Source organism: Alteromonas sp. LOR (genome assembly GCF_000753865.1).
Classification (GTDB): Bacteria; Pseudomonadota; Gammaproteobacteria; order Enterobacterales; family Alteromonadaceae; genus Alteromonas.
Window position 1 is genome coordinate 74,397 of record NZ_JQFW01000028.1, and the last position, 19,197, is coordinate 93,593.

General features: G+C 44.9%; 20 protein-coding genes. 12 read left to right on the forward strand and 8 right to left on the reverse strand.

Going from position 1 to position 19,197, the window contains the following annotated elements:
* Positions 1 to 107: 107 nt before the first annotated feature.
* From lpxD to JV36_RS0110800, 10 genes are all read left to right on the forward strand, one after another.
* The gene (gene lpxD, locus JV36_RS0110755; protein WP_032096918.1) at positions 108 to 1,136 is read left to right on the forward strand and encodes a UDP-3-O-(3-hydroxymyristoyl)glucosamine N-acyltransferase; all 1,029 of its coding nucleotides are present in this window, start codon (positions 108 to 110) and stop codon (positions 1,134 to 1,136) included.
* Positions 1,137 to 1,335: 199 nt separating this feature from the next.
* The gene (gene glyA / locus JV36_RS0110760) at positions 1,336 to 2,592 is read left to right on the forward strand and encodes a serine hydroxymethyltransferase (RefSeq protein WP_032096919.1); all 1,257 of its coding nucleotides are present in this window, start codon (positions 1,336 to 1,338) and stop codon (positions 2,590 to 2,592) included.
* Positions 2,593 to 2,691: 99 nt separating this feature from the next.
* On the forward strand, positions 2,692 to 3,141 hold the full coding sequence (gene nrdR, locus JV36_RS0110765; RefSeq protein ID WP_032096920.1) for a transcriptional regulator NrdR: 450 nt from the start codon (positions 2,692 to 2,694) through the stop codon (positions 3,139 to 3,141).
* Between the two features lie 14 nt (positions 3,142 to 3,155).
* The gene (ribD, locus tag JV36_RS0110770) at positions 3,156 to 4,295 is read left to right on the forward strand and encodes a bifunctional diaminohydroxyphosphoribosylaminopyrimidine deaminase/5-amino-6-(5-phosphoribosylamino)uracil reductase RibD (protein ID WP_152561587.1); all 1,140 of its coding nucleotides are present in this window, start codon (positions 3,156 to 3,158) and stop codon (positions 4,293 to 4,295) included.
* 20 nt (positions 4,296 to 4,315) lie between these two features.
* Positions 4,316 to 4,978 carry a riboflavin synthase gene (locus JV36_RS0110775; protein ID WP_032096921.1) on the forward strand — a complete coding sequence of 221 codons (663 nt, stop codon included), beginning with the start codon at positions 4,316 to 4,318 and terminating at the stop codon, positions 4,976 to 4,978.
* Positions 4,979 to 4,998: 20 nt separating this feature from the next.
* Positions 4,999 to 6,099, forward strand: coding sequence for a bifunctional 3,4-dihydroxy-2-butanone-4-phosphate synthase/GTP cyclohydrolase II (gene ribBA, locus JV36_RS0110780; protein WP_032096922.1), 1,101 nt, complete (start codon positions 4,999 to 5,001; stop codon positions 6,097 to 6,099).
* 276 nt (positions 6,100 to 6,375) lie between these two features.
* On the forward strand, positions 6,376 to 6,849 hold the full coding sequence (gene ribH, locus JV36_RS0110785; protein ID WP_032096923.1) for a 6,7-dimethyl-8-ribityllumazine synthase: 474 nt from the start codon (positions 6,376 to 6,378) through the stop codon (positions 6,847 to 6,849).
* A 12-nt stretch (positions 6,850 to 6,861) separates the two neighbouring features.
* A complete protein-coding gene (gene nusB, locus JV36_RS0110790; protein ID WP_032096924.1) occupies positions 6,862 to 7,284 on the forward strand; it encodes a transcription antitermination factor NusB in 423 nt (140 codons plus the stop codon).
* A gap of 45 nt (positions 7,285 to 7,329) precedes the next feature.
* Positions 7,330 to 8,295, forward strand: coding sequence for a thiamine-phosphate kinase (gene thiL, locus JV36_RS0110795; protein WP_032096925.1), 966 nt, complete (start codon positions 7,330 to 7,332; stop codon positions 8,293 to 8,295).
* Positions 8,296 to 8,309: 14 nt separating this feature from the next.
* The gene (locus JV36_RS0110800) at positions 8,310 to 8,810 is read left to right on the forward strand and encodes a phosphatidylglycerophosphatase A family protein (RefSeq protein WP_032096926.1); all 501 of its coding nucleotides are present in this window, start codon (positions 8,310 to 8,312) and stop codon (positions 8,808 to 8,810) included.
* A 156-nt stretch (positions 8,811 to 8,966) separates the two neighbouring features.
* On the opposite strand, the gene dxs is transcribed toward JV36_RS0110800, so the two are convergent.
* The 3 genes from dxs to xseB are packed head-to-tail and all read right to left on the reverse strand — an operon-like array spanning position 8,967 to position 12,040.
* Positions 8,967 to 10,844, reverse strand: coding sequence for a 1-deoxy-D-xylulose-5-phosphate synthase (gene dxs, locus JV36_RS0110805; protein ID WP_032096927.1), 1,878 nt, complete (start codon positions 10,842 to 10,844; stop codon positions 8,967 to 8,969).
* Between the two features lie 32 nt (positions 10,845 to 10,876).
* Entirely contained in the window at positions 10,877 to 11,767 is an 891-nt protein-coding gene (locus JV36_RS0110810; RefSeq protein ID WP_032096928.1) for a farnesyl diphosphate synthase, read from the reverse strand.
* A 30-nt stretch (positions 11,768 to 11,797) separates the two neighbouring features.
* Positions 11,798 to 12,040 carry an exodeoxyribonuclease VII small subunit gene (xseB, locus tag JV36_RS0110815; protein ID WP_032096929.1) on the reverse strand — a complete coding sequence of 81 codons (243 nt, stop codon included), beginning with the start codon at positions 12,038 to 12,040 and terminating at the stop codon, positions 11,798 to 11,800.
* Between the two features lie 518 nt (positions 12,041 to 12,558).
* On the opposite strand from xseB, the gene pomA reads away from it, so the two are divergent.
* Both pomA and JV36_RS0110825 read left to right on the forward strand, forming a co-directional pair.
* Entirely contained in the window at positions 12,559 to 13,320 is a 762-nt protein-coding gene (gene pomA, locus JV36_RS0110820; RefSeq protein WP_032096930.1) for a flagellar motor protein PomA, read from the forward strand.
* The gene (locus JV36_RS0110825) at positions 13,320 to 14,249 is read left to right on the forward strand and encodes a flagellar motor protein MotB (protein WP_032096931.1); all 930 of its coding nucleotides are present in this window, start codon (positions 13,320 to 13,322) and stop codon (positions 14,247 to 14,249) included. Before pomA ends, JV36_RS0110825 begins: the two co-directional genes overlap by 1 nt.
* Before the next feature lie 264 nt (positions 14,250 to 14,513).
* Here JV36_RS0110825 and JV36_RS0110830 read toward each other — a convergent pair whose 3' ends face one another.
* Genes JV36_RS0110830 through JV36_RS0110850 form a run of 5 tightly spaced genes read right to left on the reverse strand, consistent with a single transcriptional unit; the run spans position 14,514 to position 18,985 of the window.
* Positions 14,514 to 15,773: an SAM-dependent methyltransferase gene (locus JV36_RS0110830; protein WP_032096932.1), complete on the reverse strand. Its 1,260-nt coding sequence runs from the start codon at positions 15,771 to 15,773 to the stop codon at positions 14,514 to 14,516.
* Positions 15,774 to 15,776: 3 nt separating this feature from the next.
* On the reverse strand, positions 15,777 to 16,523 hold the full coding sequence (locus JV36_RS0110835) for a DUF1365 domain-containing protein (protein WP_081926604.1): 747 nt from the start codon (positions 16,521 to 16,523) through the stop codon (positions 15,777 to 15,779).
* Between the two features lie 5 nt (positions 16,524 to 16,528).
* The gene (locus JV36_RS0110840; RefSeq protein WP_032096933.1) at positions 16,529 to 17,794 is read right to left on the reverse strand and encodes an NAD(P)/FAD-dependent oxidoreductase; all 1,266 of its coding nucleotides are present in this window, start codon (positions 17,792 to 17,794) and stop codon (positions 16,529 to 16,531) included.
* Positions 17,795 to 17,816: 22 nt separating this feature from the next.
* A complete protein-coding gene (locus tag JV36_RS0110845; RefSeq protein WP_032096934.1) occupies positions 17,817 to 18,536 on the reverse strand; it encodes an SDR family NAD(P)-dependent oxidoreductase in 720 nt (239 codons plus the stop codon).
* Positions 18,533 to 18,985 (reverse strand): nuclear transport factor 2 family protein, encoded by a 453-nt coding sequence (locus JV36_RS0110850; protein WP_442853189.1) that lies wholly within the window; start codon positions 18,983 to 18,985, stop codon positions 18,533 to 18,535. Before JV36_RS0110850 ends, JV36_RS0110845 begins: the two co-directional genes overlap by 4 nt.
* Positions 18,986 to 19,197 lie beyond the last annotated feature (212 nt).

Below are 19,197 nucleotides of genomic sequence, written 5' to 3' on the forward strand. Positions count from 1 at the left end.
ATGGGTATAAAACTTCGTGAGAAAGGTGCTTGAATTAAAAAAGTGCTGATCACTCATCTTCAATCGTGTGTATTTAAATATTAAATTGTTAATAGGTAATTAAGTGTATGACAGCCATTAATAAAGGAACTTACCGTTTAGCCGAGCTTGCCAGCCATGTTGGTGGGGTTGTACAAGGAGACAGCACTACGCCTATTTCCTCAGTTGCCACGTTAGCAGGCGCTAAACATCATCAGATTTCATTTCTGACCAACCCTAAATACAAGTCTCAGTTGGCAGAAACACACGCTGGTGCGGTAATAGTGCACGATAAGGTAAAAGGCGATGTACAGTGTGCAGCGCTCATTGTAGACAACCCTCATGTTGCCTTTGCGCGTATCGCTCAGCTATTTGATACTACGCCTGCGGTAGCATCAAACATTGCTCAAACCGCTGTTATTGCGTCTTCCGCTCGACTTGGAAGCGATGTCTCTTTAGGTGAGAACGTTATTATTGAAGATAATGTAGTACTCGGAGACGGCGTGAGTATTGGCGCTAATTCCGTGGTACGCAAGGGAACCCACATCGGTCAAGGGAGTACGCTTTACCCCAACGTGACAATTTATCACGACGTGGTAATAGGCAAGCGAGTGACTATTCACAGCCAAACTGTGATTGGCTCGTCGGGCTTCGGTTACGCCAACGATAAAGGCGTGTGGCTGCCTATTCCACAATTAGGCTCGGTACGCATCGGTGACGACAGTCAAATTGGAGCAAGTACCAGTATCGACCGCGGTGCGTTAGACGATACGATACTTGGCGATAACGTAATTATTGATAATCAGGTGCAAATTGGCCATAACTGCATCATTGGCGATCATTCTTGCATCTGTGGCTCCACAGGCATTGCAGGGAGTTGCAACATCGGTAAGCACGTTATTATAGCGGGTGGCTGTGGTGTAAATGGCCATATAAGCATCTGCGATAATGTACAGGTAACTGGATTCACAATGGTGGTGCAAGATATTACTTCACCTGGAGTTTATTCATCAGGCCAGCCTGCTCAAACCAATCTTGACTGGCGTAAAAACACAGTAAGACTACAAAAAATTGGGAGCCTATTTGACCGAGTAAAAGCGCTGGAAAAACAGGTCTGATGTGCTTGTAGCCGAGGATTTACGTTAAACCTAGGCCATTTAAATTAATTTAGCCATAAAGCGGTATACAAGTGATCGAAAATGACTAGAATATGGCTCCAAAATTACGCTGTCTGAGCATGACTCATCAGGTTGAGGATTGCACTTTTTGCGCAACATTGTTTACCGTGCCATAAATAATCGCAGTTAAGGAGCCCCCATGTTTTCTCGCGAAATGAACATAGCTGACTTTGATCCAGAATTAGCCACAGCAATGGCCAATGAAGTTCAGCGTCAAGAACATCACATTGAGCTAATAGCCTCTGAAAACTACTGTAGTCCGCGTGTGATGGAAGCTCAGGGTTCTCAATTAACCAATAAATATGCTGAGGGTTATCCGGGCAAGCGCTATTACGGCGGTTGTGAGCATGTTGATGTAGTAGAGCAACTTGCCATTGATAGAGCGAAGCAGCTGTTTGGTGCTGAATACGCTAACGTCCAGCCTCACGCTGGCTCACAAGCAAACACTGCTGTTTTCATGGCATTGCTTGATGCAGGCGATACGGTATTGGGAATGAGCCTGTCTGAAGGCGGCCACCTTACTCACGGCTCACATGTAAACTTCTCTGGTAAAACGTACAATGCGGTTCAGTACGGGCTTGACAATGAAACCGGTGAAATTGATTACGCGCAAGTTGAAGCGCTAGCGAAAGAACACAAACCAAAAATGATCATTGGTGGTTTCTCTGCATACTCAGGCATTGTTGACTGGGCTAAGTTCCGCGAAATTGCAGACAGCGTAGGCGCATATCTGCTTGTGGACATGGCTCACGTAGCAGGTTTAGTTGCGGCAGGTGTTTACCCTAATCCACTTCCACATGCGCATGTGGTAACGACGACTACCCACAAAACGTTGGCCGGTCCTCGCAGTGGTCTTATTCTTTCATCATGCGGCGACGAAACGCTATACAAGAAATTCAATAGCTCAGTATTCCCAGGTAACCAAGGTGGCCCACTTTGCCACGTTATTGCAGCAAAAGCAGTTGCCTTTAAAGAAGCGCTAGAGCCTGAGTTTAAAGTATACCAACAGCAAGTAGTGGCAAATGCAAAAGCAATGGTTAAAGTGATGCAAGAGCGCGGTTACAACATCGTCTCTGGTGGCACAGATAACCACTTGTTCCTTCTTGATTTAATTGACAAAGACATCACTGGTAAAGACGCTGACGCAGCTTTAGGCTCAGCGAACATTACAGTGAACAAGAACTCCGTGCCTAACGATCCTCGTTCACCGTTTGTCACTAGTGGTCTTCGCATCGGCAGCCCTGCAATCACTCGCAGAGGTTTTAAAGAAGAACAAGCACAGCAGGTCGCTACTTGGATTTGTGACGTACTTGATAACATGGGCGATGAGTCTGTCATCAAGCGCGTGCAAGGTGAAGTAGTTGAACTATGCTCAAAGTTCCCTGTTTACTCGTAAGTAAATAGGTTTGTCTTTTATTGCGTACTTTGGTACTAATGCACTCTTGCATCTCTGCAATTTGCATCAGCCTAAGTACGCAATTATAAAGGATATTCTATGTTTTGCCCTTTTTGTTCAGCGCAAGAAACGAAAGTTATTGATTCTCGCTTAGTTGCAGAAGGGTATCAGGTACGAAGACGTAGAGAATGTGCTCAGTGCCACGAACGTTTTACTACGTTTGAGGGGGCTGAATTAGTTATGCCTCGTGTGATCAAGCGAGACGGCTCCCGCGAACCGTTCAACGAAGACAAGCTACGAGCTGGGCTGCAGCGAGCGCTAGAAAAGCGCCCGGTAAGCACAGAAAAAGTTGAACAATGTATATTATCCCTCAAATCCGAACTTCGTGCGACCGGCGAAAGAGAGGTTGAAAGCGAATTCCTTGGCACTCTCATTATGAAAGCATTGAAGGAATTAGACAAAGTTGCCTACGTACGCTTTGCTTCCGTTTATCGATCCTTTGAAGATATAAGAGAATTTGGTGAGGAAATTGCGAGGCTTGGAGACTGACCACAGGACACCACGTGCAGCAAAACACCGTTAAATCTGATTATTATTGGATGGCCAAAGCCATTCAACTTGCAAAAAAGGGCCGTTACACCACGTCGCCTAACCCGAGAGTCGGTTGCGTTATTGTTGATGAGCACAACCACTGTATTGGCCAAGGGTATCACGTAAAAGCTGGCACTCCCCATGCCGAAGTTCATGCGCTACACCAAGCTCGACAGTCCCACGAAAAATCTCTAGAAGCCGCCACTGCCTACGTCACACTTGAACCTTGCAGTCACTACGGTCGTACTCCTCCTTGTGCTGAAGCGCTTATCAATGCAAACGTTGCACGGGTGGTGATTGCGATGACAGATCCCAATCCTAATGTAAGTGGCAATGGTATCCGCAAGCTACAAGAAGCTGGCATAGAAGTGGTGAGTGACGTAATGGCTGCAGAAGCGGCTGCACTCAACCCAGGGTTTGTGAAGCGAATGCTTACCGGAAAACCCTTTGTGAGGGTGAAATTAGGCATTAGTTTAGACGGAAAAATAGCGTTAGAAAACGGCGTGAGTCAGTGGATTACGGGGCCTCATGCTAGACGAGACGTTCAGCGTCACCGTGCACAAAGCTGCTGTGTGCTCACAGGTTCTGGCACCGTCTTAGCCGATGACCCCAGTTTACTGGTTAGGCCATCTGAGGCGCAATTGAGTGACTATCCGCTGGACGAAATTAGGCAGCCTGCTCGTGTTGTTGTTGACAGCAAGGGCGTGATTAATGGTGAGTACCAATGCTTGAACGACGCGCACACCACGCTTATTGCAACATGCGAAGCGCATATGGATACGGACGCACAGCATTATCTTTCGATTAAGGAGAATCAGGGACGGGTTGATTTGCACGCGCTTATGCAAGCTTTAGGTGATAAGCAATACAATGAAGTGTGGGTTGAAGCTGGGCCGGGACTTGCCGGTGCACTTTTAGAAGCCGGGCTGGTGGACGAATTGATCTGTTATCAAGCGCCGATTTTGCTGGGCAATAAAGGAAGAAGCATGGTCACGTTGCCTAGTTTTACGGCCATTGAACAATCTATTTCGCTCTCTCTTATTGAAAATCGTCAGGTTGGTAACGATATTAAGCTTACGTACCGCCCCGACACTATGAGTCCGCGTAATTAAACGCGGCAACGAGGACAGCTATGTTTACTGGTATTATTGAAGCATTAGGCACAATTCAAAAGCTAGATAACCGGGGTAAAGATATCCGGTTAACTGTATCATCCAAGCATCTTGATATGTCTGATGTGGCCCTTGGCGATAGTATTGCCACAAATGGTGTATGCTTAACAGTAACTGACTTTGGCGATGACTACTATTGCGCAGATGTCTCTACTGAAACCATAAAACTGACTGGGTTTAAGCATTACCGCGCAGGCTCTACCGTAAACCTCGAAAAGGCAATGCGTCCTACGGATCGCTTCGGCGGTCACATTGTTTCCGGCCACGTAGATGGTGTGGGTGAAGTAAGCCAAATTATTAAGCACACCGATTACGTTGAAATTTGGGTCAAGGCTCCAGAGGCAATTGCTAAGTATATTGCACACAAAGGCAGTATCACTGTAGACGGTGTAAGCTTGACGGTAAACAAAGTGAATGGTGCAGAGTTTATGCTGTGGATCATCCCTCACACGTTAAAGGAAACAGTACTAGGCACCTATAAGGTTGGCACCGAAGTCAATTTGGAAGTTGATGTCATTGCCCGATACCTAGAGCGCCTAATGCTTGGCGATAAAGCTGCTGAGCCTGTAGAAAAAGGTATTGATATGGCGTTTTTAGCCGAGAACGGATTTTTAAAAAAATAACCCTACAAGAAGTATAAAATATGGCATTTAACACATCAGAAGAAATAATAGAAGATATCCGTCAGGGTAAGATGGTTATCTTGATGGATGATGAAGACCGCGAAAATGAAGGCGATCTAATTATGGCGGCCGAACATGTGACGCCAGAAGCCATAAATTTTATGGTAACGCATGCAAGGGGCCTTGTTTGTCTTCCTATGACGCCGGACCGCTGTCGCCGACTGAATCTTCCTCTTATGGTAGACAAAAACGAAGCTCAGTTTTCTACTAATTTCACTGTCTCTATAGAAGCGGCTACTGGCGTTACTACTGGTATTTCAGCGGCAGACCGGGCGACAACAATCAAGGCTGCGGTTGGCAAAGATGCTAAGGCGACGGATATTGTTCAGCCAGGTCATATTTTCCCGCTTATTGCTAAAGAGGGTGGTGTGTTAAATCGTGCAGGTCACACTGAGGCTGGTGTCGACTTGCCCCGTTTGGCTGGACTTGAGCCTGCAGGTGTTATCGTTGAAATTCTGAATGAAGACGGCACAATGGCCCGTCGACCAGAGCTAGAAACGTTTGCAGCGAAACACGATTTGAAAATTGGCACCATTGCCGATCTCATCGAGTACCGAAACTTGAATGAGACGACCATTGAGAAAGTGGCTCAGTGCAACATTCCTACTGAATACGGCGATTTTGAACTGCATACATTCAAAGACAGTATCGATAATCAGCTTCATTTTGCTCTCAAAAAAGGTGAGGTATCCGAAACATCGCCAACGTTGGTGCGTGTTCACCTTCACAACACTTTTAGTGATCTGCTTGGTTCTACACGGGGTATCAACCGCTCGATGACGCTCTCTCAAGGTATGCAAAAAATTGCAGACGAAGGCGGCGTATTGGTTCTACTCGGTAAAGATGAACAAATAGAAAATCAAGTAAGACGTTTCGCTGCTGAAGACAGAGGCGAACAGCCAGCCGGTGCTGACTGGCAGGGATCATCTCGTACTATCGGTGTGGGCAGTCAAATATTGGCATCGATGGGCGTACACAAGATGCGTTTATTGAGTAAACCTATAAAGTACCATGCTCTATCGGGGTATGGTCTGGAAGTTGTCGAATACGTTCACGACTAACAGGTCATTGTAGAAATAACGTGTTTTTTTAATTTTTTTATTAAAAAAACACCTTGGAGACATGACCGTTACATTAGAAACAAAAAGTGTGTTGATGCGCACTTTTTGTCTATTTACACAGGTTTCAACGACCTAGTTTAAACGCCCTAGTTTAAACGCCCTAGTTTAAATGAGACTGCGCTGCGGCGAATAAAGTCGTTGGATAAAAAAACAATCGATTCAGTTTAGGTGCAGTTGTGGTATACTTCGCGCCGCTTTTTCTCGAGGAATGAAAACATGCAAGTCATTGAAGGTAACATCCGCGCTACGGGTAAAAAATTCGCTATTGTAGTTTCACGCTTTAACAGCTTTGTTGTTGAAAGCCTATTAGAAGGCGCGCTTGATACGCTAGAGCGTCATGGTGAAGTAAGTGGCGACGACATCACGGTAGTACGTGTTCCGGGTGCCTATGAGCTACCTATCGTGGCTAAAAAACTTGCCGAGAAAAAGTCATTTGACGGCATCATTGCACTTGGCGCAGTTATTCGTGGCGGCACACCGCACTTCGATTTTGTAGCGGGTGAGTGTAATAAAGGTTTAGCGCAAGTTTCGTTAGAATACGGCGTACCTTTGTCATTTGGCGTTATCACAACAGATTCAATTGAACAGGCTATCGAGCGTTCAGGAACCAAAGCTGGCAACAAGGGTGCAGAAGCTGCACTTGGCGCGCTAGAAATGGTTAACGTTATCGATGCTGTTGAAAAGCTTTAAGGTAATTATTTAGTGAAAGTTTCAGCTCGTCGTAAAGCCCGTGAATTAGCCTTGCAAGGCATTTATTCATGGCAAATGAGTCATAACGATATTCAACAGATTGAACTGGCGTTAGCTACCAGTAATGATATGCAGAAAGTTGATATGGCATATTTCCAAGCGCTCCTAAAAGGGGTGGCACACAACGCAAGTAATTTGGATGCGACGATTAAGCCTTACCTTGGCCGATTGCCAGAAGAGTTAGACGCCATTGAAAAGGCGATTCTTCGTATAGCTACGCTGGAACTGACTGAGCGCATCGATGTGCCATATCGCGTCATCATTAATGAAGCTATTGAACTAGCTAAATCATTCGGCGCTGAAGACAGCCACAAATTCATCAATGGTGCACTCGACAAAGCAGTTAAAACGCTGCGAAAAGACGAGCGCGACTAACCTATTTCAGTGACACTGGACGTTACTTAAGGTTTCTAAATTACCGTGAAAGAATTCGACCTTATCGGCCGCTACTTTTCTGCTGGCGGTCATAAAAGACGAGACGTAGTTATTGGTATTGGTGATGATTGTGCCGTTACTATGGTGCCTGAAAATCAGCAACTCGCAGTAACTACTGATACGCTTGTAGCAGATGTCCACTTTCTAAGAGATGCACCGGCTAAGTCAGTGGCGTACAAGGCCGTTGCAGCCAATCTTAGTGACTTGGCAGCTATGGGTGCAGAGCCAGCTTGGATCAGCCTGTCCCTGTCCCTACCTGAGGTTAAGGAAGCATGGTTAAGTGACTTTGTTATCGGTCTTTACGAGCTTACCCAATATTACTCTGTACAGCTAATTGGTGGTGATACGGTTAAAGGTTCTATGGCCATGACTATCACTGCACAAGGTTTTATCCCTCCAGGTTCAGAATTGACTCGCAGTGGTGCCAAACCCGGTGACTGGGTTTACGTTACCGGTACACTGGGCGATGCAGGTGCCGGTTTAGATATCTTACAAGGTAAGCTAGACGTGGCGGGCGAGGCGAGAGACGTGCTGATAAATAGGCATTATTTCCCTACACCTCGCGTTGCGGTTGGAACAGCAATGCGCCGAATTGCATCTTCTTGTATCGACGTATCTGATGGCGTAATTTCCGACTTAAAACATATCTTAAGTGCATCTGGTTGTGGCGCTAACGTTCACGTGGATCGCCTGCCACTTTCCCGAGCACTTACAAGCGCAGTATCACAGGATGAAGCCATAGAATACGCGCTTTCTGCAGGTGATGATTACGAACTTATCTTTACCGTATCGGAAGAGCAGCGCGGTAGCCTTGAAACGTCGATAGCCAGCACGAACGTAAAAGTGACGTGTATTGGACAGCTTACTGGCCACAACGATAAGCTTTCACTGTTTAAGAATGACGAAAAGTACACGCCAAAGCAGTCTACAGGCTACGAGCATACCTTTTAATATGGACATTTAACATGCAGGCTGAGTTTCGAGCTAGAGTAAGTATGAAGAACCCAGTGCACTTCTTAGCGCTTGGGTTTGGCAGTGGCTTAGTCCCGGTTATGCCGGGTACCTTTGGCTCTCTCGCCGCTATCCCTCTGCTTTTATTGTGTATGGGTCTATCTACGCCTTCCTTTATTGCCGTTACGCTTATAGCTTCAGTTGTGGGCATTTATCTTTGCGGTAAAACTGCTGATGATATGCAGGTACACGATCATGGTTCTATCGTGTGGGACGAAATTGCAGGCATGTTTGTTACGTTTTTATTTTTACCGCTAACGGCATCAACACTCGTTTTGGGGTTTGTGTTATTTAGACTATTCGATATTCTTAAGCCTTGGCCTATTGGTGTTATCGATAAACGGTTACATGGCGGTACGGGAATAATGCTGGATGACCTACTCGCAGGTGCAATGGCATGCGCGTGCTTGCATATTTGTGTAACGCTGTATCCTGCTGTAATTACCCTGTTTTAAAAAGGCATATGTTTTATCAAGGTGTGCAACAGGGTAGTTGACGAGACTTATAGTAAAAGCCCGCATTATTGCGGGCTTTTTCGTATTTTTATCTTTTTTTAGCGCTGGAATTTATAACGCTGAAAGCCCAGTTGTTAAAAGCTCAGTAGCTAAAAGCTATGCCAAAAACTGGGTTGCACTGGCTACAATGCCTTTTGCATCCAATCCATGCTCTTCGTACATTTCTTGCTGCGTGCCTTGCAAAATGAAACTGTCAGGAAGACCAAGCATCTTAACTCGCTTCATTACACCGTGTTGCTGAAGGTGTTCGATAACCGCGCTACCAGCACCGCCCATGATACAACCGTCTTCAAGTGTCAGCAGTACATCATGCTCTTGTGCAGCCTTTAAAACAACATCGCTATCAAGGGGCTTGATAAAGCGCATATCAATAACGGTAGCGTCGATGGCTTCTGCCGCCTCAAGTGCATTCGGGAGCAAGCAGCCAAAGTTAAGAATGGCGACGCGCTGGCTTTCCTTGGCCTTACTTTCTCGACAAGTGCGTGATTTTCCTATTTCTAGTGCTGTCATTGCTTTTTCGGGCGTTACGCCCATGCCTGAGCCACGAGGGTAGCGCACGGCAGCTGGCTGGTTAGCTAAGTGGCCTGTGTATAGCATTTGGCGGCATTCGTTTTCGTCTGAGGGCGCCATTACAATGAGATTTGGAATACAGCGTAAAAACGCGATATCAAATGCGCCCTGGTGAGTAGGACCGTCAGCACCCACTATTCCGGCTCTGTCTATAGCAAAAAGCACGGGTAAATTCTGTATAGCTACATCGTGAATAAGCTGGTCGTACGCTCGCTGAAGAAACGTAGAGTAAATAGCCACAACTGCATTGAGGCCCTCTTTGGCTAAACCTGCACCAAAGGTCACGGCGTGCTGTTCTGCAATGGCAACGTCAAAGTATTGCTCGGGATATTGCTGAGAAAATGCCACCATGCCCGAGCCTTCACGCATAGCTGGCGTTACCGCCATGAGTTTAGGATCTTTGGCAGCCATATCACATAGCCACTCGCCAAATATCGCGGAGTAGGTGGGTGCGGTTGCTTTTGACTTTGGTAGCGCGTTATCGGCAGGGTTAAACTTGGGCACCGCGTGGAATTTAATTGGATCTTCTTCGGCAACCGCATAGCCCTTACCCTTTTTGGTAACAACATGAAGAAGTTGAGGGCCTTCAAATTTTCGCATATTGCGTAAGGTATCGACCACTGCGTTTACATCGTGCCCATCTATAGGACCAATGTAGTTAAAGCCAAGCTCTTCAAAGATAGTACCCGGAACAACCATTCCTTTAAGATGCTCTTCAGCTCTGCTAGCAAATTCTTTAATGGGTGGGACATTGCTTAATAGCTTCTTTCCGCCGTCGCGAATAGAGTTAAATAGGCTACCTGTTAACAGGCGCGCCAAATGGCTATTTAGGGCTCCTACGTTCTCAGAAATAGACATCTCGTTATCGTTGAGGATAACAACCATGTCTTTTTTGATATCACCTGCATGATTGAGCGCTTCAAACGCCATACCCGCCGTCATAGCACCATCGCCAATAACCGATACAATTTTGCGGCCCTTTGCTTCTTTCTCTGCAGCAACTGCCATACCCAAAGCAGCACTGATTGACGTGGAGGAGTGACCAACTGCAAATGTATCGTAGTCGCTCTCACCAGGCCAAGGGAAAGGATGCAGTCCGTCTTTTTGTCTAATGGTTGACATGCGATCTGCGCGCCCCGTAACTATTTTATGGGGATAAGCTTGGTGGCCCACATCCCATATAAGACGGTCGAACGGCGTGTTATAGATATAATGAAGCGCCACGGTTAATTCCACCGTGCCTAAACCAGAAGCAAAATGTCCGCTACTTTGACTTACACAAGTCAGAAGGTACTCGCGAAGTTCATCGGCAAGTTCGCGCAGCTTCTCTTGAGGTAACTGCCTTAATTTGTCCGGCGTCTGCGCAAGGGCAAGCGTGGGGTAATGTTGGAGGTCTAAACTCATTTATTTATTATCTTTTTCAACATGGCGCGTGGCTAGTGGTCACGTTTTACCAAAAGCTCGCTAAACGCAATTAAACTGTCTGTATTGTAAGGTAATCGGGTTAAGGGTTGTAGTGCCTTTTCATGCAGCACTGCCAATTCCTCTTTCGCACCATCTAATCCGAGCTTTGCAGGGAAGGTATTTTTTCCCTGGGCTTCATCAGAACCCGCCGGTTTCCCAAGGATCTCGTTACTACCTTCTACGTCCAAAATATCGTCTTGGACTTGAAATGCGAGGCCAATGTTACTGGCAAACACCAAAAGGTCAGCTTCTGACTGCTTGTCTAAAGTGCCGCAAACAGTGGCAATCATCTCAACACAAGCGCGAAGTAGTGCACCGGTTTTAAGCCTATGAAGCATTTTTAATGCATCAATGTTTATGGTTTGTCCAGTGCTTGCTAAATCGATGGCTTGACCGCCACACATACCGTGATAGCCCGCACATTTTGCAAGTATGCTAAGCAGCTTCGCGCGTTTAGTATCGCCAAAATCGCTAAGCTCAGCGTCGGCGAGTATACTAAACCCAAGTGTCTGAAGTGCGTCGCCTGCGAGAATCGCGGTTGCTTCGTCAAAAGCAATATGACAAGTAGGCATGCCGCGTCGCAAGTCGTCATCGTCCATAGCGGGTAAATCATCGTGCACGAGTGAATAGGCGTGCACACACTCAATAGCCATGCTAATGGCCATTTGATCTTTCTTTGGTACGTCGAGAGTGTTGCCCACAACATGCACCAGCAGTGGTCGCATGCGCTTGCCGCCCGCCAGAAGGGCATGGCGCATGGCTGCCTTCAGTTGCGGTGCATAATCGGGAAGTTCTTCGATTAGTTTCAATAAAGACGCATCAGTTTGCTGCTTAACTTGCTGATGCAGAGCAGAGAAATTCATTAAATTACCTGTAGTTAAAAAGTGAGCAGATTAGGGCTGCTCACTCTCAGGGAGCGATTGAAGTGTTTCTTCGCCTTGTTCATTAAGCAGGATTTGTACTTTCTGCTCGGCAGTTTCAAGGGACTTTTGGCCTTGTCTAGAAAGCGCTATGCCGCGCTCAAATTTTTCCAATGCTTTATTTAGCGGCAAATCGCCGTTTTCCATTTCATCGACGATCGATTCCAATTCAGCAAGCGTTTCTTCAAACGTTGCGGTATCCGTTTTTTTTGTCATAAAAGTGCTCGATAATGGGCAAAGTTACCATATGGCGCACATTAACGGACGGTAGCAGATGGGTCAAATGGTTTGTCCCAATATCGAGCATCCGGCAGAGCGTCTGACCAAATGCTTGGCCTTGTCTCTTTGAGTTAGTAAAGACCGATTTTACTCAGCGTCATTCATTCGTGTATTAGCTCTTCGCAGTGTCAACACTTGGGCCTGTCGAAGCTTGGGTAGCTTTGCACGTGCTGACCTTTGTTGCGAAAATATACAGGGAGGGTCAATACGCCCAAAATGGTATTGATATAAAAGATCACTCAACAAACATTAAACATAATGAAGTAAGGCTATACATACTATTAGCGACCTAGATAGTTATCGCTATCAACAAAGTCATTAAATATTTACTATTGCGTAAAAGACAGGAGATATTTGTGATATTTTTCAACAATGTTGTTATAGATTTTCTATACTTTGCCGATAGAATCAATGTATATCACTAGTACTAGCTGCATATTTAAGAGGAAGAGTGAGTGGATTTAGCAACCGTAATAGGCATGTTGGGAGCCATCGGCTTTATCGTAATGGCGATGTTGATGGGCGGTACCATGAGTATGTTTATCAACGTGCCTTCACTTCTTATCGTATTCGGTGGAAGCTTGTTTGTTGTTTTATCTCAGTTCACGTTGGGCCAATTCTTTGGTGCAGGTAAGGTGGCTGGTAAAGCCTTTATGTTTAAAATCGATACGCCAGAAGAGCTTATCGAGAAAATTGTAGAAATGGCTGATGCAGCCCGCAAAGGCGGTTTCTTAGCCCTAGAAGAAGCAGAAATAAGTAACGAATTTATGCAGAAGGGCGTCGACATGCTTGTTGACGGTCACGACATTGAGGTTGTGCGAGAAACGCTATCAAAAGACATTAAGATGACAACAGACCGACATGAGTTTGGGGCAACAATCTTTAAAGGTATGGGCGACGTTGCGCCAGCAATGGGAATGATAGGAACGCTTATAGGCTTGGTGGCCATGCTCTCTAACATGGACGACCCTAAATCTATCGGCCCGGCCATGGCGGTTGCACTACTTACCACTCTCTACGGAGCCTTCTTTGCTAACATTATATGCTTGCCTATCGCGGTTAAATTATCTAACCGGGCACTTGAAGAAAAACTGAATCAAAGCCTTATTCTAGACGGAATTGTAGGTATAGCCGATGGTCAAAACCCTCGCGTTATCGATGGCATCTTGAAAAATTACCTAGCGGCGAGCAAGCGCAGCACAGGTGAGGAAGAGTAATGGCTGAAGAAGAATGTCCTAAGTGCCCACCCGAAGGCCTCCCAGCGTGGATGGGGACATTTGCCGATTTAATGTCGTTGCTGATGTGCTTCTTTGTGCTGCTTCTTTCATTTTCAGAAATGGATGTTCTTAAGTTTAAGCAAATAGCAGGCTCTATGAGTTTTGCGTTTGGTGTGCAAAACAAGATAGAAGTGAAAGATATTCCAAAAGGCACCAGCGTGATTGCGATGGAGTTTAGACCGGGTAAGCCAGATCCTACTCCAATTGAAACCATTCAACAGCAAACCATTGAAATGACGCAGCAGATGCTGGAGTTTCAAGCGGGTGATGAAGATTCTGCTGGGGGCAGGCAGAAACAACGCGGCGAACAACGAGGCGGCCAAGCGCAGCAAACTGCAACAGACTCGTCCTCCTCTGCATCGCAAAGCTCAGAGGAGTCTCAAACGGCTGAGTTAATGAAAAAAGTGGCCCAGCAGCTTCAAAAACAAATTCTCGATGGCTCAATTGAGATGGAGTCGTTAGGTCAACAGCTTACCATTCGCATACGTGAAAACGGCTCGTTTTCAGCGGGCTCTGCGTTTTTACAGCCACAGTTTCAGCCTGTTATTCGTAAAATTGGAACACTGCTGGCAGATGTGCCAGGTGAGATAGCCATATCCGGCCACAGTGACGGGCAACATATTGCAAACGAACTGTACCGCTCGAACTGGGACTTGTCTGCTCAGCGAGCTGTTGCTGTTGCTGAGGCCATGCGAACTGCGCCTGGCTTCGACGAAAGCCGCATGTCGGTAGTAGGGAAGGCCGATACCAATCCTATTGTGGAAAATGCCACATCAGCATCCGATAGGGCGAGAAATAGACGGGTTGAGATTAATATAAACCAGGGCGAGCCTATGATTTCAAAACCTATTTCCGTCATCGATGATTAGGGTGACTGATGTCAGATAAGGCTCTCAAATAAGCTTTTTAATTGAGCCTTTCATTTAAGCCTTTCAATTAAGTTTGCCAAATAAGACTGATACTCATCGTTTGAATCTTCAGTCGATAAAAGCCAGATGATAAAAGCCAGATGATAAAGGCCAGCTGGTAAAAACTAGATGAAAAAATTCGTTGAGAAAAAGACAAAAAAAACGACGCAATTGCGTCGTTTTTTGTTTGCCAGGCCAGTAAAGTCGGCCTCACTCTAATTCTAATTAATTTCCGCGGGCCAATAAGTCTCTGTACTGTGGCTTTGAAATAACAAGCTGTACCGTACTAATAGTTCTCTCAAGAAAACCACCTTCGCAATACTTGAGGTAGTAGGTCCACATGCGAACAAAACGTTCATCATAGCCGTCTTGAAGCAGGTCGTCTTTTGCCGCTATAAATGCTTCATACCAGTGATTTAATGTTTTTGCATAGTCGATACCGATATCGTGCAAATCTCTGATCATCATGTCTGAATGCTTTTTAAGGTGAGCATTAAGTTGATACTGAGAAGGTAAAAATCCACCTGGGAATATGTATTTCTGAATGAAGTCTACGCTGTTCGAATAGCTTTCATAGCGTCTATCGTCAATGGTAATTGACTGTAAAAGCATAAGGCCGTTTTCTTTAAGCAACGACGAGCACTTTTCGAAGAAATTACCCAAAAACGAACGACCCACTGCTTCTATCATTTCAATCGAAACGAGTTTGTCGTACTTACCTTCTAATAATCGGTAGTCTTTTTTGAGAAGCGTCACTTTATCTTGCAGTTGTTCTCGCGCAATCCAGTCTTCTGCCCACGCATATTGCTCTTCAGATATTGTGGTCGTGGTGACTTTACAGCCATAATGCTTCGCTGCGTATACTGCTAGTCCACCCCAGCCTGTGCCAATTTCTAAAAGATGGTCATTTTCATTGAGCTTAAGTTTGTCGCATATGGTTTTAAGCTTATGATTCTGCGCTTCGTTTAACGAGGCGTTTGGGTCTGGATAAACTGCTGATGAGTACATCATTGTACCATCAAGAAAGCGGGTATAGAGTTTGTTGCCCAGGTCGTAGTGGGCTTCAATATTCTTTTTGGCTTGGCTAGTGGTGTTGCGGCGTGCAAAGTGCTGTAACTTCATCACGGGCATTGTAAGCCACTTAAACTTATTCTCCCACTCATCGAGTGTGGGCAGGTTACGTGCGAACACCTGCACCACAGCGGTCACGTCGTTACTGTCCCAATGACCATCCATGTAGGCTTCGCCGGCACCAACACTGCCACCAAGCAAAAGGCTTCGATAAGCTTTTACATCTTTAATATTAACAACAGCCGATAATTCATCCTGCTCGTTGCCAAACGTTGCAATAGTGTCGCCATTTTCTTGAATAGTAAGGTTACCAAGGGGGAGGTGCTTCAAACATTTAAGAAACAGCGTTCTACAGGTTTTGTCTACAAACGAAACCTCTGATGTAGAGAGTAATACAGATTCACCAAAAGACATTTTTTATTTTTCCTGACTTTTTTCTGGGTGTGTATATAAAGGCGTCTTTTTTATAAATAGCATAAGTGCTTGCCAATATATTCCCAATACAGTTTTCATTGTCATACTAGGTATACGTCTCATTACTTTAGTTAGATTCGCATTATCTAAAGTAAATTTGTTTAAATTTATTCCCGCACAGAATTCTTTGTCTGCTCTAACGCAATCCATTACCAATGATAGCTTATCTGAAGGTTGCGTTATGCGCCATTGATAGGTCATGTCCATTGGGTTAAATGGAGAAACATGGAAGGCTTTAGGCGTATCTTCTTGTGTCGATAAATCGACTAAGTAATAGTGTCTTTCATTCCACGGTGTATTGCTGACTTCCGCTAGCATGTGGCTAAACGAGCCGTCGCCCTGTCTGAGATAGTAAAAATTCACAGGGCTAAAGTACAGCCCCCACATGCGCAATTGTCCCAACATAAATACGTCACCATCTAGCGCGGTGTCGCCGTTTAACGATGTCATCTTCTCAAGCACTGCGTTTTTTAAAGGTTTCCCATCATCGCTTAGGTAATCACTGCGTTTAAACCGCGCTCTCGCCCACTTGCGAATTGAAAAATGTGTTAAATTCTCGGATAACGTGTTGAGTTCTGACTCGTCTAGCTTCAACCAAAACAAATAAATGTCGTAAACAAATTTGTGCTTCGTTGGCTTAAAGCGTTCGTGATAAACACTGCCTTTGTATATTGCACTTTCTATTTGCATTGCCGTCACAGTGTCTCACCGAAACGCTTACATACGTCTAAGGCGCTCACTACACCGTCTTCATGAAAGCCGTTGTACCAATACGCACCGCAAAAATGTAAATTATCAACGCCACAAATTTCAGAACGACGCTGTTGTGCATTGACCATGTCAGCACTGTATTGAGGATGAGAGTATCGATATTGCCCAAGAATTTTGCTTTTATCTATTTCGCTCGTGTTATTCAACGTGACGGAATAGGTATTTTTGGCAGTTAGGCGCTGAAGAATATTCATGTCGTAAGTGACAGACGCGGGGCGCATCTCTTCTGTTGCGTCTTCTTTAAGTCGATAATTCCAGCTAGCCCATGCTAATTTACGCTTTGGCAATTGCCCAATATCTTTGTGCATAACCACGTCATTCTCGCCGTACGGTATGTTGCCCAAAATATCTTTGTGTGAGGCCGTTGCATTATCCAGCATGGCTAATGCTTGGTCGCTGTGACAGGCAAATACCACGTCGTCAAAATGTGCCACTCCACCTTTTGCATCGGTAACAGACCATAGCTCGCCTTCTTTAGTCACTTTGTTGACACCACAAGACAGCTTTATCTTCGATTCAAACGGAGCGATTAACGGAGCAATATACTGACTAGAGCCACCAACGATGGTGTACCACTGTGGTCTGTCGGTAATGTTGAGTAGACCGTGGTTATTAAAAAACTGCAGGAAAAAGGTCAGGGGAAAGCGGCGCGTTTGCTCCAGGCTGCTCGACCAAATAGCGGCGCACATTGGCAAAATATAATAACGAGCGAAATCATCGCTCAATCCTAACTCGTCAATAATGTCTTGTAGCGTAAGGGCCGATGTATCTCTCTTTTCAGCCACCATTGACTTGCAGGCTTTATTGAACTTGAGAATATCGCGAACGATGCGCCAGAATTTAGGGCGAAGAATATTTCTGCGCTGCGCGAAAAGACTATTAATTGTGTTGCCATTATATTCAAGGTTGGCTTTTTTGCTGGTAACAGAAAAGCTCATTTCAGTTGGCTGACACTCTACGCCAAGGGTGGTCATCAATTTAATAAAGTTAGGGTACGTCCAATCATTGAAAACAATAAAACCGGTATCGATGTTGTGGGTTTCACCTTCGTCCACAATTGTCTTTGTTGCTGTGTGGCCGCCAATGTAATCATTTGCTTCATAAACAGTGATGTCGTTTTTCTTATTTAAAAGGTGAGCACATGTTAAACCTGCGATACCTGTACCCACGATTGCTACTTTTCTTGTCATTATTATATTTCTCTTAAACTACTTATTTGTCGTTGCGCATGGACAGGGACAATCGCTTTTGCAGACCAGATGGTAATACATTCATGAACCTTAATATATAGCCAAACATTTTCGGGAAAAAGATCGTACGTTTATCGCTTTCAATTCCTTTCAACATACTTTCGGCCGCTTCTTGAGCCGTTATTTTCATTGGCATATCAAAATCATTCTTTTCTGTTAACGGCGTTTCTACAAAACCAGGTGATACTGCTTGTACTTTAACGCCTCTGTCGTGCAAGTCTACTTCAAGACTTTTCGTAAAGTAGTGCAGGGCTGCTTTACTTGCGCCATAGGCCTGTGAACGAGTAAAGGGAAGCAATCTAGCCATGCTATCTACAATCACTAAGGTCTTACCCGCTTTCAGATTATGGATGAATGCATCCACGCAGTTAACTACACCGAAAAAGTTAGGTTCGAATACTCTGCGAAACATATCGGATTCAAATTTATCAATATCCACATACTCACAGGTACCCGCATTTAACACTGCAATATCAAATTGAATGTCTTTTAACGCATTTTTAGTATCATCAAGTGATGACACGTCAAATTGACATGAAGTGATGTTTTCATGGCGTGATAACTCATTGAGCGCTTCTTCATTTCTGCCACACGCAATTACGTCGTAACCCTTTTGGGCTGCGTGCTCAGCAAGTGCTTTTCCGATCCCCGATGTTGCTCCGGTAATTAGCAATGTTGTCATTTGGCGAGTCTTCCTTTTATCTTCTTAATCACAAAACCTAATAAAGGTACGTGTTCATAGACCATTTCGCCCAAATCGTAATAATCCTTGTGATAAACAATGATGTCGTCTTTCACTCCTAGTTGAGTGGTACCATCTAAAGTAATAACCTTATCGCTTCCTTTTAAGGTTAAGGTCATTGTCCAATTTGCAATATGTGTAACGTTACACTTTGAGGGCGCACATTCTAGTATGTCAGCGATATTGAATTTACAGGTGTCGGCTTGCTCAAGAAGATTGCCGAAATATGACTTCACCGCATCAAGACCCCGATGGGTGGTGATAGGGTCTATGAATACGATATTATGTGAATAAATCTCATTAAGATCCTCGGTAGATATTTTACAAATGTCTGTGTAAATTTTACAAAATCGTTGAATGACTTCCATACTAAATCCTTTGCACGCCATGGCATGTCTACTTCTTAGGTAATAGGTTCTGATTAAATAAATCAATATATAACTTATTTTATACAGCGCGTGTACCAGTATTAGTTTGCTATTAGTGCGCAAGATTCAGCGCTACTGTGTTCGTGTGTTTTCTTTATATAAAGAATGACTCGTTACAAAAGATGACACAAGCTCTTGAATTTAATTAACTCTTTCTAATATAAAAGTCGATG

What these genes read in the sequence shown, in the direction of transcription:
- lpxD (WP_032096918.1), top strand. Translation starts at nt 108, where the DNA reads ATGACAGCCATTAATAAAGGAACTTACCGTTTAGCCGAGCTTGCCAGC.
- glyA (WP_032096919.1), top strand. Translation starts at nt 1,336, where the DNA reads ATGTTTTCTCGCGAAATGAACATAGCTGACTTTGATCCAGAATTAGCC.
- nrdR (WP_032096920.1), top strand. Translation starts at nt 2,692, where the DNA reads ATGTTTTGCCCTTTTTGTTCAGCGCAAGAAACGAAAGTTATTGATTCT.
- JV36_RS0110775 (WP_032096921.1), top strand. Translation starts at nt 4,316, where the DNA reads ATGTTTACTGGTATTATTGAAGCATTAGGCACAATTCAAAAGCTAGAT.
- ribBA (WP_032096922.1), top strand. Translation starts at nt 4,999, where the DNA reads ATGGCATTTAACACATCAGAAGAAATAATAGAAGATATCCGTCAGGGT.
- ribH (WP_032096923.1), top strand. Translation starts at nt 6,376, where the DNA reads ATGCAAGTCATTGAAGGTAACATCCGCGCTACGGGTAAAAAATTCGCT.
- JV36_RS0110800 (WP_032096926.1), top strand. Translation starts at nt 8,310, where the DNA reads ATGCAGGCTGAGTTTCGAGCTAGAGTAAGTATGAAGAACCCAGTGCAC.
- dxs (WP_032096927.1), bottom strand. Translation starts at nt 10,844, where the DNA reads ATGAGTTTAGACCTCCAACATTACCCCACGCTTGCCCTTGCGCAGACG.
- JV36_RS0110810 (WP_032096928.1), bottom strand. Translation starts at nt 11,767, where the DNA reads ATGAATTTCTCTGCTCTGCATCAGCAAGTTAAGCAGCAAACTGATGCG.
- xseB (WP_032096929.1), bottom strand. Translation starts at nt 12,040, where the DNA reads ATGACAAAAAAAACGGATACCGCAACGTTTGAAGAAACGCTTGCTGAA.
- JV36_RS0110825 (WP_032096931.1), top strand. Translation starts at nt 13,320, where the DNA reads ATGGCTGAAGAAGAATGTCCTAAGTGCCCACCCGAAGGCCTCCCAGCG.
- JV36_RS0110830 (WP_032096932.1), bottom strand. Translation starts at nt 15,773, where the DNA reads ATGTCTTTTGGTGAATCTGTATTACTCTCTACATCAGAGGTTTCGTTT.
- JV36_RS0110835 (WP_081926604.1), bottom strand. Translation starts at nt 16,523, where the DNA reads ATGCAAATAGAAAGTGCAATATACAAAGGCAGTGTTTATCACGAACGC.
- JV36_RS0110840 (WP_032096933.1), bottom strand. Translation starts at nt 17,794, where the DNA reads ATGACAAGAAAAGTAGCAATCGTGGGTACAGGTATCGCAGGTTTAACA.
- JV36_RS0110845 (WP_032096934.1), bottom strand. Translation starts at nt 18,536, where the DNA reads ATGACAACATTGCTAATTACCGGAGCAACATCGGGGATCGGAAAAGCA.
- JV36_RS0110850 (WP_442853189.1), bottom strand. Translation starts at nt 18,985, where the DNA reads ATGGCGTGCAAAGGATTTAGTATGGAAGTCATTCAACGATTTTGTAAA.